This is a genomic window from Stenotrophomonas sp. GL_111, assembly GCF_057835245.1.
Window position 1 is genome coordinate 2,266,433 of sequence record NZ_CM174421.1, and the last position, 12,307, is coordinate 2,278,739.

The 12,307-nt window shown below is 65.4% G+C and carries 11 protein-coding genes; 10 read left to right on the forward strand and 1 reads right to left on the reverse strand.

The window, feature by feature from the left end:
* Positions 1-340: 340 nt before the first annotated feature.
* The gene (locus AC3IPM_RS10165; protein WP_489299730.1) at positions 341-2,032 is read right to left on the reverse strand and encodes a serine hydrolase domain-containing protein; all 1,692 of its coding nucleotides are present in this window, start codon (positions 2,030-2,032) and stop codon (positions 341-343) included.
* 97 nt (positions 2,033-2,129) lie between these two features.
* On the opposite strand from AC3IPM_RS10165, the gene AC3IPM_RS10170 reads away from it, so the two are divergent.
* The 10 genes from AC3IPM_RS10170 to AC3IPM_RS10215 all read left to right on the forward strand — a co-directional run bounded on the left by AC3IPM_RS10170 (position 2,130) and on the right by AC3IPM_RS10215 (position 12,179).
* Entirely contained in the window at positions 2,130-3,077 is a 948-nt protein-coding gene (locus AC3IPM_RS10170) for a TIGR03571 family LLM class oxidoreductase (protein ID WP_489299731.1), read from the forward strand.
* A gap of 96 nt (positions 3,078-3,173) precedes the next feature.
* Positions 3,174-3,965 (forward strand): MipA/OmpV family protein, encoded by a 792-nt coding sequence (locus tag AC3IPM_RS10175; RefSeq protein ID WP_489299732.1) that lies wholly within the window; start codon positions 3,174-3,176, stop codon positions 3,963-3,965.
* A gap of 25 nt (positions 3,966-3,990) precedes the next feature.
* Positions 3,991-4,680 carry a response regulator transcription factor gene (locus tag AC3IPM_RS10180; protein ID WP_489299733.1) on the forward strand — a complete coding sequence of 230 codons (690 nt, stop codon included), beginning with the start codon at positions 3,991-3,993 and terminating at the stop codon, positions 4,678-4,680.
* Positions 4,677-6,038, forward strand: coding sequence for a sensor histidine kinase (locus tag AC3IPM_RS10185; RefSeq protein WP_489299734.1), 1,362 nt, complete (start codon positions 4,677-4,679; stop codon positions 6,036-6,038). The genes AC3IPM_RS10180 and AC3IPM_RS10185 overlap by 4 nt, the downstream gene beginning before the upstream one ends.
* Positions 6,039-6,148: 110 nt before the next feature.
* Positions 6,149-7,732: an SDR family NAD(P)-dependent oxidoreductase gene (locus AC3IPM_RS10190; protein WP_489299735.1), complete on the forward strand. Its 1,584-nt coding sequence runs from the start codon at positions 6,149-6,151 to the stop codon at positions 7,730-7,732.
* Positions 7,733-7,816: 84 nt separating this feature from the next.
* Entirely contained in the window at positions 7,817-8,095 is a 279-nt protein-coding gene (locus tag AC3IPM_RS10195) for a hypothetical protein (protein WP_489299736.1), read from the forward strand.
* A gap of 105 nt (positions 8,096-8,200) precedes the next feature.
* Entirely contained in the window at positions 8,201-9,349 is a 1,149-nt protein-coding gene (locus AC3IPM_RS10200) for an SPFH domain-containing protein (protein ID WP_489299737.1), read from the forward strand.
* 21 nt (positions 9,350-9,370) lie between these two features.
* Positions 9,371-10,711 carry a TFIIB-type zinc ribbon-containing protein gene (locus AC3IPM_RS10205; RefSeq protein WP_489299738.1) on the forward strand — a complete coding sequence of 447 codons (1,341 nt, stop codon included), beginning with the start codon at positions 9,371-9,373 and terminating at the stop codon, positions 10,709-10,711.
* Complete coding sequence (locus tag AC3IPM_RS10210; RefSeq protein ID WP_489299739.1) at positions 10,708-10,959, forward strand: hypothetical protein; 252 nt, start codon at positions 10,708-10,710, stop codon at positions 10,957-10,959. The genes AC3IPM_RS10205 and AC3IPM_RS10210 overlap by 4 nt, the downstream gene beginning before the upstream one ends.
* 53 nt (positions 10,960-11,012) lie before the next feature.
* Positions 11,013-12,179: a M23 family metallopeptidase gene (locus AC3IPM_RS10215; RefSeq protein ID WP_489299740.1), complete on the forward strand. Its 1,167-nt coding sequence runs from the start codon at positions 11,013-11,015 to the stop codon at positions 12,177-12,179.
* The last annotated feature ends 128 nt before the right edge of the window (positions 12,180-12,307 follow it).

Genomic DNA, 12,307 nt, shown 5'->3' on the forward strand with positions numbered 1-12,307 from the left:
TTGGATCGGAGTATGGGCCGAAGTTTCCAGATTTTCGTGCTCGGCGTCGCAAATGCTGAAAGTGAAGGCGCTACCATTCTATTGGCCGGTTAACGCGGTTAACGCAGTAGATTCTGGCATTTGGCTTCAGCGAACGCCTTCTGAACCGGGCGCGCAAATACAGCAAAGGCTTCTGACAACAACGCCATTATTGAGAAGCGGTTTCTCATTGCTCTTTGGCAGCAAGAATCGAGTACTGGGGGCAGTCGCATTCCGCGCGCGGGCAGTCCCCACTGGGGGCATCCCTGGTTCCAGCGAAGGGTTCAGCCCTGTGTGGGTCGCCTACGGCCGGTGTTTGTCGCTACCGCCCGTCCGCCGCAACCAGCCGCTCCGCATGCAGCCGGCGCAGGCGTCGGTTGCTGATCGTCAGTCCTTCGACCTCGCCCGAGACCTTCCGCGTGAAGGTGACCGTGCCGCGCGAACCGAGAAAACGGTCGCCACCGACGGCGTCCAATGCGACGTCGTACTGGCGTGGCCAGCTGAGCATCACCTTGCCGTCAACGATGCGCACCGTGTAGGTCATGTCGGTTTCGCCGCTGCGGTACTGTCCGGCGAATGCTGCCAGTGCGGTGGCGGTTGGCAGCGGCGCTACTACGCGGGTGAACGCTCGATAGGTAGGCCAGAAATCCTTGATGCGCAGCTCGGGTTGCGCACCCGCTGGGGCGCCTGCCGCGGGCGGAATGAAACGCCATTCGTGCGCCGCCTCGCCTGGACGGAAGGCACCCCCGCCGATCGGCACGAAAGCCACGGGTGAGCCGGCCTGGCGCAGCGCGCCGTCCTTCCACTCCATGCGCACCACCTCATCCGTCAACGGGCTCCAGTAGACCCCCGCCAATGCCGACTGCTCGGCTTCCGGCATGCTCACGGCGGGCATCAGGGCTGGCGCGGCCATCTGATCGCCCAGGTACACATCGGCGACCCTGCGCACGAGGTCGCCCGGCATGATCGTGGCACCATTGCACAACGCGACGATTGCCAGCCGCTGGTCCGGGAACAAAATGGCCTCGGTGCGGTAGCCGCTGTCGATACCGTCATGGCCCACCGCGCGCAGGCCGCGGTACCCGGCCAACCGCAGGCCGCCGCCGTACTGGATTGCGGTGCCATCATTGAGCATGCCGGACGTCTGCATCCAGGTGTTCAATGCAGGCGTGCCGACGCGCGCATTGACCAGGTTCTGTTCCCACTTCAGCAGGTCGCCAACCGTGGAGTACACGCCGGTCGAGCCGTAGTAGCTGATATTGGGAACACTGATACGCCAGCCACCCCCTTGGCGAGCGCTATAAGCAGATGCGCGCCGCGGAACGATCTCGGCGTGGTCGCCGCGATAGTGGGTGTCGGCCATGCCCAGCGGTTTGAAGATCCGCTCGTCGGCGAAAGCCTGCAGGGATTTTCCGGACACACGCTGCACGATCGTCGCCAGCAGGGTGTAGCCGGTATTGCCGTAAAGCACTTCCGTGCCCGGTTCAAAATTCGTGCCGCGTTGACGGGCGAGCACCTGCAGCATGTCGGCCTGGGTGGACAGGTCCTCGCTGCGCCAGCCGGCCAGATTCAGCAGCTGGCCCTGCTCGCGCAGGCCGTTGGTGTGGTGAACCAGTTGCGCGATGGTGATCGTCTTGCCGTAGTCCGAAATTTCCGGCACATATTTGCGGATGTCGTCGTCGAGGGACAGCTTGCCCTCCTGCGCCAACAGTCCAATCGAGAAAGCAGTGAACTGTTTGGTGATGGAGGCAATATAGAAGACCGAGTCCGGGCTGATCGGAACGCCGTACTCCAGGTTCGACATACCGTAGCCGCGTGCGTAGTCAAGGGCGCCGTCGCGGGAGATGCCTACCGAGCAGCCCGGTGTTGTGGTGCCGGTCCAGGGCGCAAAGAGTGCATCCACCTGCTGGTGCCGATCGGCAGGCGGCGCATCCGCAGCGTGCGCCCGGGAAGGCTGCACGGCCGAGGTTGCGGCGAGGGTCATCAACAACAGGACGGAACGCGTTGCGTACATGGACGACCTTCGCCTTGAGGCACAGTAGTATTCCCCACGCTAGCATCCCGGGATCGGGGTTCAATACCGCCAGAAGTCACCTGCCAGGGAGTTCTCCATGCCTGAAGCGTTCGCATCGGTGTTTCGTGATCAGCACCTGTCCATCGGCCTGTCATTGCCACTGCTGCCGGTGGGCCAGACCGTGGTCGATGTCGACGCGCAGCTGGCGCTGGCTCGCCTCGCCGATACCTTGGGCTATCGGGCCCTGTGGGTTCGCGATGTGCCGCTCAACAGCGCCGACTACCCCGACCCGGTGGGACACCTGGACCCCTGGGTGTTCCTGGGGGCACTGGCCGCACAGACGCGGCAGATTGCACTGGTGAGTGGCGCCATCGTGCTGACCCTGCGCCACCCGTTGCATATCGCCAAGGCGGCGGTGTCAGTGGCCAGCCTCTCCCATGGCCGCTTCGTGCTGGGGCTCGGCTCTGGCGATCGGCCGGCCGAATATGTGGCATTCGGCCAGGAGTCGGATCAGCGCCGTGACCTTTTCAGACGTCATTGGGAGACCGTGGCAGCGGCCGTGGGCCTGCCCTCACAGGTAGTTCCCGACGCGGCCACGGATGCATCGCCAGACTTCACGTTGCTGCCGGCGTTGTCGCAGCCATTGCCACTGCTGGCGGTGGGATCGGGCGGCCAGAGCGTGGACTGGATTGCCCGGCACGCACGCGGCTGGATGACCTACCACCGCGAGCCGCAGGAGCAGCGCAGCCGGCACCAGCTGTGGCGCACGGCGGTTGATCGGGGGGCACCGGATGCCTTCCGCAGCTTCGGCGTTTCCATGCGACTGGACCTGGCGGACGATCCACACCTGCCAGCCACCCCGATCGCGCTGGGCTACCGGGTCGGGCAGCGCGGCCTGATCGACGTCCTGCAGCAGATGCGCGCCAGTGGAACGCATCACGTCGCGCTGAGCCTGCAGGTCTCCGAACGCCCCATCCGAGAGGTGCTCGAGGAAATTGCCGCCGACGTACTGCCCGCATTCCATCTCGACCCGCCGACGTCGTGAACGACGACGTGCGGTGCGATACCCGCCCCTGGTAAGTCGCCTGCAAGGAAGCGGCCCCGACAATCGTGGCCCCGACCCCACCCAGGCTGTTGTGACATGAAGCGTGCGTTGATCCTGTTTGCGTTGATCCCCACGGCAGCATTGGCCTGGCAGGCACCGGGCAGCAAGGAGGCAGCGCCGAGCGATGACCGATGGTCGCTTGGTGTGGCCACCGCCATTATCGACAGCCCGTATGCGGGCGAAGGCACGCGGATACTGCCGCTGCCGCTGATCGGCTATGAGGGCGAGCGCTGGTTCTTCCGCGAAACCACGGCGGGGGTTCATGTGTTGGACAAGGGCGGCTTCCAGCTGAATGCCCTCATCGCGGGCCGGTTCAATGGCTTTGACATCCATGATCTTGGCGCCGCCGCACTGGCCTCCAACGGCCTGGATGCCCGGCTGCTGCAGGACCGCAAGCACGGCATCGATGCCGGGCTGGGCGTCTCGTGGAGCAATGGCCCGGGCGTGCTGCGCCTGCAGGCAGTGGCCGATGTGAGCGGCGCCAGCGGCGGCCAGGAGGTCAGTGCCGAGTACCTGCATCAGTTCCAGGCGGGTCGCTGGACCCTGGCACCGGGGGTGGGCGTTCGCTGGAAGTCCAGCGATCTCACGCGGTATTACTACGGCATCCTCGACAAGGAAGTCGCCCGTGGGGTGGCCCGCTATGCACCCGGCGCGGCGATCGTCCCCGCCGTCAGCTTCTCGGCCATCCGCCCGCTCGGCGAGCGCTGGAAGCTGTATGCCGGGTTTGAATACTCCATCCTGCCCCGCAAAATCACCGATAGTCCGCTGCTCGAGAAGGACGTGGATGGCGAGGGCGCCCTGATCATCGGGTTGAACTACAGTTTCTGACGCGGTTCTGTATCAGGATACCCACATGCAGGCACAGCCCAATCGCGTCGCCTTTGTCGAGGATCATCCACGGCTGGCCGCGCTCGTTTCGCGCGGGCTTGCGGCGGAGGGTTTCGCGGTGGACGTGTACGCCGATGTGGCGGCGGCGTGGCGCGGGTTGCGTGAGCGCAGCTACGCGGTGGCCATCATTGATCGCGGCCTGCCGGATGGCGATGGCCTGGCGTTGATCCGGCGCCTGCGCGCCGCCCATCACTCCCTGCCCTGTCTGGTCCTGACCGCCCAGGATGCGCTGCGTGACCGGGTGGATGGCCTGGATGCAGGCGCGGATGACTATCTGACCAAGCCCTTCGCCCTGGAAGAGCTTGCCGCCCGCATCCGCGCCCTGATGCGGCGGCCATCGGCATTCCAGCCGCAACGTCTGGCGCTGGGTGACATCAACGTGCAGCCCGACGAGGGGCGGCTCTGCCGCGCGGAAGAGAACGTGAGCATTTCGCCGGCGGAAGTGCAGATTCTGCTGTGCCTGATCCGCGCTGAGGGCAGCACCGTCCGGCGTCGCCTGCTGGAGGATGCCGCCTGGGGAATTGCAACGCCCGTTACGCCCAACGCACTGGACGTGGCCGTCCATCGACTTCGCAGGAAGCTGGCCGCCATCGGCTCCACGCTCCGCCTGGCCAACATCCGTGGCTTTGGGTTTTCACTCCAGGAATGCGCATGACGCGTCGCGCCCCCAGCCTCATCACCCGCTTGGTGCTGGTTGCCAGCATCGGCATGGTCGGTGCGGTCGTGCTGCCGCTGGGCACCCTGGTCTACCTGGTCTGGGTGCAAACCGGCGAGGCCGCGGTTCAGGCCGACCTGCAGGCCCGCCTGGATGCAATCGAGCAGGGCCTGGTACTGACGCCCGGCAGCGCCGTCAGCCTTGAACAACCCGCTCCGCTGGCGATGAGCTACGACGCATTGCCCAAGGACGCCGCGTTCCGGATAGTGGACGCGAATGGCGGCCTGCTCGCGCACAGCCCGCCGGGGCCTGCACTACAGGCGCTGTCAACGCAGCCTGGCAGCACGGCGCAGCTGCAGCCGACCGCGCAGGGTGCGGCCGTTTCACTTCATGTTGCGCGCCGGACCCTGCATCGGGAGGGCCGGGCACTGTCGCTGGAGGTCGCTGTCAGCGACCGCTTGATCATGGGGCTGCGCGCACGCGCAGGTGAGTTGTACCTGCAGGCGGCCATTGCGACAACGGCGCTTTCCGTTCTGGTGTTCACCGCGCTGGTCTACGTCACCGTTCGCCGCATGGTCCGCCCCATCACGCGGGCATCGAGCGAGGTTGCCCGCATCGGGCCGCGCAATCTCTCCGGCCGTGTCACGCTGGGGGCGATTCCCCGGGAGGTGGCGCCGTTGGCCGGTGCACTGAACGCCGCGCTGGACCGCCTTGAACACGGCTATCAGGTCCAGCGCGAATTTCTCGGCTCCGTCGCGCATGAACTCAAAACACCGCTCTCGCTGCTGCAGGCGGAGCTGCAGCTCAGCCCCATCGCGAACAAGGCGGTGCTGCTGCAGGATGTCCAGCTGATGGCCCGGCAGGTCAACCAATTGCTGCATCTGGCCGAAGTCAGCGAGCTGCACAACTACACCCTCGCGCCGGTGTCCGTGGCAGAGGTGGCCCGGGAGGTGATGGACGCGCTGCGACGCCTGGCCGAGGCGAACGCGGTACAGCTGCGTTGCGTAGAACTGGCGGCGACGGACGTCATCGTTGCCGCCGATCGGGGCGCGCTGTACGTGCTGATACGCAACCTCCTGGAGAACGCGGTGCGCTACAGCCCCTCCGGCGGTACGGTGCTCCTGGAGATCGATGAATACCGCCTCTCCGTGCAGGATGAGGGCCCGGGCATCCCGGACGCGCAACGTGAAAACGTCTTCGAGCGCTTCTGGCGCGCCGACCGGCAGGGCGCGACCGGGTCCGGGCTGGGCCTGGCCATCTGCCGCGAAATCTGCACCGCCCATGGCTGGAGCATCCATCTCAGATCGATGCGGGCGGGCCGCGGCTGCCGGTTTGTCGTGGTTCTGTCGGCAAGCTGAAGATCGAACATTGGCGTCGGAGACCCCCGATCAGGGACAATGGCGGCCGCACGGACGCCGGTGGACCTCCCGGCCTGCCCCCGTCCTCCCGCCGCTTTTCCGGATCTGAATTGAACACCATTGCCCCGCCCCTGCCCGACGACGACCTGCCCCTGACCGATCGCCTGCGCACCGCGCTGGACCTGCTGGAGGCGATCGAAGCCGACCGCGGCCTGCTCGATGCGCTGCCCGAGGCCGACCGCGTCCGCCTGCACCAGGTAGTGGCCAAGGTCTACCACCCCGAGCCCAAGGCACGCCGGGCAATGCTCAAACAGCAGGCCAAGCAGCGCCACCAGGAGAAGGTGCGCAAGTCCGAGGCGTTGCTGGAGCAGACCGGCATCCGTGCCCTGCGCCGCAAGCCGGTGTTCAGCACCCCGAACTACTTTCCGCCGCATGCGGCCGGCCTGCACGATGCCCACAACGGCGAAGGCGCCGCCGCTGCCGAGCCGGTGCACTCCCCGGAGCTGCGCCACTGCTATGTGTGCAAGCAGAAGTTCACCGAGCTGCATCATTTCTACGACCAGATGTGCCCGGCCTGTGCCGCCATCAATTTCATCAAGCGCACCGAAACCGCCGATCTGCGCGGGCGGGTGGCGCTGCTGACCGGTGGCCGGGTCAAGATCGGCTACCAGGCCGGCCTGAAGCTGCTGCGCGCCGGTGCCGAACTGATCGTGACCACGCGCTTCCCGCGCGATTCGGCAGCCCGCTATGCCGAGGAACCGGACTTCGCCGAATGGGGCCATCGCCTGCAGGTCTATGGCCTGGACCTGCGCCACACACCCAGCGTGGAAGCCTTCTGCAGCGAGCTGCTGGCTACGCGTACGCGGCTGGACTTCATCATCAACAACGCCTGCCAGACCGTGCGTCGTCCGCCGCAGTTCTACGCCCACATGATGGCCGGCGAAACCGCGCCGTTGCACGACGTGCCGGACACGCTGCGCAAGCTGATCGGCGATTACGAGGGCCTGCGCAGTGCCGAACTGCTGGGCGCAGCGTCCAGCGATACGCTGCCGGTGGTGCAGGCGCGCGACTTCAACGGTGCCAACGGGCTGACCCGCGCCGCCGAGCTGTCGCAGGTACCGTTGCTGTCGGATGAGCTGGTTGGCCAGCACCACCTGTTCCCCGACGGACGGCTGGACCAGGACCTGCAGCAGATCGATCTGCGTGGCCGCAATTCCTGGCGCATGCAGATGGACGAAGTGCCCTCGGTGGAACTGCTGGAAACCCAGCTGGTGAACGCCATCGCGCCCTTCATCCTCAATGCGCGCCTGAAGCCGCTGATGCTGCGCACCCCTGGGCGCGACAAGCACATCGTCAACGTGTCGGCGATGGAGGGGCAGTTCTACCGCAACTTCAAGACCACCCGCCACCCGCATACCAACATGGCCAAGGCCGCGTTGAACATGATGACGCGCACCTCCGCAGCGGATTACCAGAACGACGGCATCCATATGAACAGCGTCGACACCGGCTGGGTGACCGACGAGGATCCGGCGGATATCGCGGCCAAGAAGGTCCAGGAAGAGCGTTTCCATCCGCCGCTGGATATCGTGGATGGCGCCGCCCGCATCGTGGATCCGATCATCCACGGAATCAACAGTGGCGAACACGTCTGGGGCCAGTTCCTGAAGGATTACGCGCCCACCGATTGGTGAGTGCGTGTATCGGATCTCTCCGCACGAAACCTTAACCACCCGACCTTATGCTGGCCGGGAATTGATTTTCGTAAAGGAGAGGTTATGAAGAAGCTGTCCACCCTCATCGTCGCGGCGTGCCTGCTTGGCACGAGCCCGCTGGCATTTGCCGAGATCGTCAACCTGACCAACAGTGCCGACGGAGCAAATCGAGAGGCCGGTATCGCTGCGGTCAAACAGAAGCTGCGCGACGCCTGTATCGAACGCAAGGGAACGCCGCACATGGATTCATTCGAGGTCGAGTTCGAAAAGACCAGCGAGAATCCGAAGGTCCCCAAGCCGTATTACGTGGACGGGAAACTCCAGTGCGACCTGCCGGGCTGATCTGACAGGGGTCTGGGCGGGGCCCTTCCCGACTGGGCGGCTGCTGATATAGTCGGCCAGTCACGATGGGCACGGTGCCCGTCCACGCATCACAGGGAGTTCGTCATGGGTCTGGTACAGGCAGTGAAAGGTGCAGTCGGCGGTGTTCTGGCCGACCAGTGGAAGGATTTCTTCACCGTGCCGGTCGGGCTGCCCTCGACGGCCGCCCTGTTCGCTGCGGTTCCGCGCGGCACCAACGCCGGGCGTGGCTCCAACACCAGCGCCTCGTCGAACATCATCACCAACGGCTCGAAGATCGTCGTTCCGGAAGGCTACGGGCTGCTGCTGTTCCAGGATGGCGCGATCACCGGGTTTGTCGCCGAAGCCGGCGGCTACGAATGGCGTTCGGATGACCCGAATTCGCAGTCGATCTTTGCCGGCGACGGGCTGGTTGGGCCGCTGATCCGGCAGAGCTGGGAACGCTTCAAGTTCGGCGGCCAGCCGGGCGCGCAGCAGGCGGCCTATTTCGTTTCCCTGAAGGAGTTGCCGGACAATCGCTTCGGCACCCAGTCCGAGATCTACTGGGACGACGGCTTCTTGGGCACCCAGGTTGGTGCGGTTACGCGCGGCTCGTACACGCTGAAGATCGTCGACCCGATCCTGTTCGTGAAAAATTTCGTGCCTGCCAGCTATCTCCAGCCGGGCCAGGTATTCGACTTCACCGACCTCGACAACGCCGCGGCCAGCCAGTTGTTCAATGAGGTGGTGGGCTCGCTCGCACCGGCTTTCAGCCTGTATACGAACGACCCGGGCAAGGGCAACCGCATCACCAAGCTGCAGCAGGACTCGCTTGGCTTCGCCAAGAGCCTGTCCGATGCCGTGGAGCAGGCCTACCAGTGGAAGTCCGACCGTGGCCTGGCCATCGTCAAGACCGCGATCGTGTCGATCGAGTACGACGCCAACACGCGTGAACTGCTCAAAACCGTGCAGCGCGCCGACGCGCTGGCCGGTGCCCGCGGCAACTCCAACCTGCAGGCCAGCGTGGCCCAGGGCATCCAGTCGGCCGGCGAGAACGGCGGTGCGGCGGGCCTGGTGGGCGTGGGCATGGCTTCGGGCATGTTCGGCGTCGGCGGGATGCAGCAGCCGGTGGCGCCTGCGGCGCCGGCCGCGGACGATCCGGTGGCCAAGCTGAAGAAGGCCAAGGAAATGCTGGACCTGGGCCTGATCACCCAGGGCGACTACGACGCGCTCAAGGCCAAGGCGCTGGGGCTGTAAGACACAGGACACGCCGCGACCATGTCCGACCCCAGAACCACCCCGCCGCCCCTGCCCTCCACGCCGCCGCCTGTTCCGGCGGCGCCGTTGACCGGACCGGGCTCGCCGCAGAATGTCCCGCCGTTGCCGGGCAGTTTTCCGCTCGACCCGGAAACACTGCCCGAGCCGATCCGTGACGAGCTGCTGGCGCCTGACCCTGTCGCCCTGGATACGGCCGCCGCCGAGCTCAAGGACGGCCTCAACCGCTGCCCGAAATGCGGCGCCACCGATATCCGGCTCAAGCTCGGCACCGATGTGCTGGTCTGCCAATACTGTCGTCACGAATGGCACGGTGCCCGGGTCGAGGAGGAATTTGGCCTCGGTGAGGCCATCGACCAGCTGCGCGGTACCGTCATCGCCTCCGGCGCGCGCGACATCGAGGCCGACACCGCCAGCCTGATGAGCTTCAAGTGCACGGGTTGCGGTGCCGAAGTCACCATCAATACCGAGAGCACCATGACCGCACGCTGCCACTGGTGCCGCCATGTGTTCGGCGTCAACGAACAGGTACCCAACGGTGCGGTGCCCGATGCGGTACTGCCGTTCCACATCAAGAAGGACGATGCGGTGGCGCGCATCCGTCAGTTCGTGGACAAGCGCCGTCTGTTCGCGCTGAAGGCCTTCAAGCAGCAGTTCACGCCGGAAAACGTGGTCGGCGTCTACCTGCCCTACATGATCGTGGACAGCAATGTCAGCGCGAGTGTGGCGGGCAAGGGCGAGATCAAGACCCGCGAGTACACCACCGGCAGCGGTGACAAGAAGAAGACCTACTACGACGCCGATGTGTACCAGGTGGAAAGACAGGTGGATTTCACCGTGGACGACCTGCCGCTGGAATCGTCGTCCGAGCGCGGCAACCTCGACGCACGCGCCAACACCAACAACATCATCAACACGATCCTGCCGTTCGACACCAAGAACGCGCTGAAGTGGAACGCCTCCTACCTGGCAGGCTTCACCTCGGAGAAGCGCAACGTCGATGTCGAGCAGCTACGCCCACGGCTGGAAGACCAGCTGCTGTCCATCGCCCGCGCCGAGGTGGAAGGCTCGGTGCGTCGCTTCGGCCGCGGCGTGCGCTGGGAGCAGGAACAGCTGGACGTGCACGGCAGCCGCTGGGTGTCGATGTATCTACCGGTATGGCTGTACTCCTACCACCAGCCCGGCCGCAACGGCGGCATGCTGCACTACATCGCGGTGAACGGCCGCACCGGTGAAACCATGGGCAGCGTGCCGGTGCAGCAGTGGAAACTGCTGCTGGCCGCGCTCACTGCTGGCACCGTCATCGAAGCCCTCGTACTCTTCTTCCTGGTAGCTGCCTCATGAGCGATGACAGTGGACTGTGGTTGTTGGCCGCCGGTCCGGCCGGCGCGACCGCGCTGTACTGGGCCCTGTACCGGTATTACCGCAATACCGACAAGTCGCACGCGTTCGAGCGTGAAACGGCGGTCGAAGCCAAGCCGGTGACTGGCTCGGATACAAAGGTGGGCACGGTTACCGGGACGCAGGAAACGCGGATTCGCGGGGATAACGTGGGGGCTTACCGGAAGCGGGTGCAGCGCAGCAGCAGCTGAGCCTGGGGCAGCGCTCGGGCGATCACCCCATCGGCAGGATCATGAGATTTCCAATGCTGCGCAGCTTCGCCTTTGCCACCCTGATCGCCCTCGCCGCCTTCCCGCCCAACGTCCGCGCCGAGGCTGCAACGGCACCGGTCGAGGCGCGGGTTCCGTTCGCACCCAGTGGCTTCGTCGGTAGCGACGGTCTCGTGCACCTGGCCTACGAGCTGCATGTCACCAACTTCTATGGCGACACCGGCCCCTTGGTCCCTACGCACCTGCAGGTCTTCGCGAACGAGACGATGACGCCGCTGCTCAATCTCGACAAGGCGGCGCTGGGTGCGATTGCCCGTCCCTCGCCGAAGGCGGATGAGGTCCTCTCCATTCTTCCGGGGAAGCGGACGGTCTTCTTCGTGTGGATCACCCTGCCCGCAGGCACAGCACTGCCGCGTACGCTGCGCCACCACATTGTTTTCGACACCGACAAACAGACCGTTGCCGTGCTGGACGGTGCCGACGTCGCGATCAACCAACAGGCCCCGCCCGAACTGGGGCCGCCGCTGCGGGGTGGCCGTTGGTTGGCCCATGAGGGGCCCGGCGCGGCCCAGTCCCACCACTGGGGCAGCCTGGTCGCGGTGAACGGCGCACTGACCATTCCGCAGCGTTTCGCGCTTGATCTGGTCGGCGTCAATGACGCTGGGCATGCCCTGCGCCCGGGCGTGCGTGATCTGAGCAAAACGCGCCATGCCGCCTGGGTGGGATATGGCTGGGAGGTGCTCGCCGTGGACGACGGCATCGTGCGGGCTGCCCGCGATGGTGAGCAGGAGCACGCGCCGTTGAGCCCGCAGCCGGAGCCTGCGGCACTGACCGCCGATGGGCTGTTTGGCAATTACGTGGTGCTGGAGCTTTCGCCCGGGGTATTTGCCAGCTATGCGCATCTGAAGCGCGGCAGCGTGCGGGTGAAACCTGGCGAGCGCGTCCGTCGTGGCCAGCGGCTGGCGCAGCTGGGTCAGTCGGGAAACTCGGCCGCGCCCCACCTGCATTTTCAGCTCTCGAACAAAGCGACATTTGAAGGCTCGGAAGGCATTCCGTACGTGTTCGATACGTTTGATTTTCTCGGCGCTGAAACCGAGGCGCAGCTGTTCGGCCAAGGTGCGCCCTGGCGTGCAACACCCGTGGAGAAACGCCGCTTGCAGCTGCCCTTGAATGACGGGGTGATTCAATTTCCGCAGCCGTAGCGTTACTGGTGTGGATGGAAAGTGAAGGTCACGAAGGCGAAAGTCACTCTGGCGCCTGGCGCGCAACTTATGTGCCACACCTCTCATAATCAAGAATATCTTTTCCTGGTGGATGCAGTTTCACTGCA

Excerpts from the sequence above, each read along its gene's own strand:
- AC3IPM_RS10175 (WP_489299732.1), top strand. The coding sequence starts at position 3,174 with ATGAAGCGTGCGTTGATCCTGTTTGCGTTGATCCCCACGGCAGCATTG.
- AC3IPM_RS10200 (WP_489299737.1), top strand. The coding sequence starts at position 8,201 with ATGGGTCTGGTACAGGCAGTGAAAGGTGCAGTCGGCGGTGTTCTGGCC.
- AC3IPM_RS10205 (WP_489299738.1), top strand. The coding sequence starts at position 9,371 with ATGTCCGACCCCAGAACCACCCCGCCGCCCCTGCCCTCCACGCCGCCG.
- AC3IPM_RS10180 (WP_489299733.1), top strand. The coding sequence starts at position 3,991 with ATGCAGGCACAGCCCAATCGCGTCGCCTTTGTCGAGGATCATCCACGG.
- AC3IPM_RS10170 (WP_489299731.1), top strand. The coding sequence starts at position 2,130 with ATGCCTGAAGCGTTCGCATCGGTGTTTCGTGATCAGCACCTGTCCATC.
- AC3IPM_RS10165 (WP_489299730.1), bottom strand. The coding sequence starts at position 2,032 with ATGTACGCAACGCGTTCCGTCCTGTTGTTGATGACCCTCGCCGCAACC.
- AC3IPM_RS10215 (WP_489299740.1), top strand. The coding sequence starts at position 11,013 with ATGCTGCGCAGCTTCGCCTTTGCCACCCTGATCGCCCTCGCCGCCTTC.
- AC3IPM_RS10195 (WP_489299736.1), top strand. The coding sequence starts at position 7,817 with ATGAAGAAGCTGTCCACCCTCATCGTCGCGGCGTGCCTGCTTGGCACG.
- AC3IPM_RS10210 (WP_489299739.1), top strand. The coding sequence starts at position 10,708 with ATGAGCGATGACAGTGGACTGTGGTTGTTGGCCGCCGGTCCGGCCGGC.
- AC3IPM_RS10185 (WP_489299734.1), top strand. The coding sequence starts at position 4,677 with ATGACGCGTCGCGCCCCCAGCCTCATCACCCGCTTGGTGCTGGTTGCC.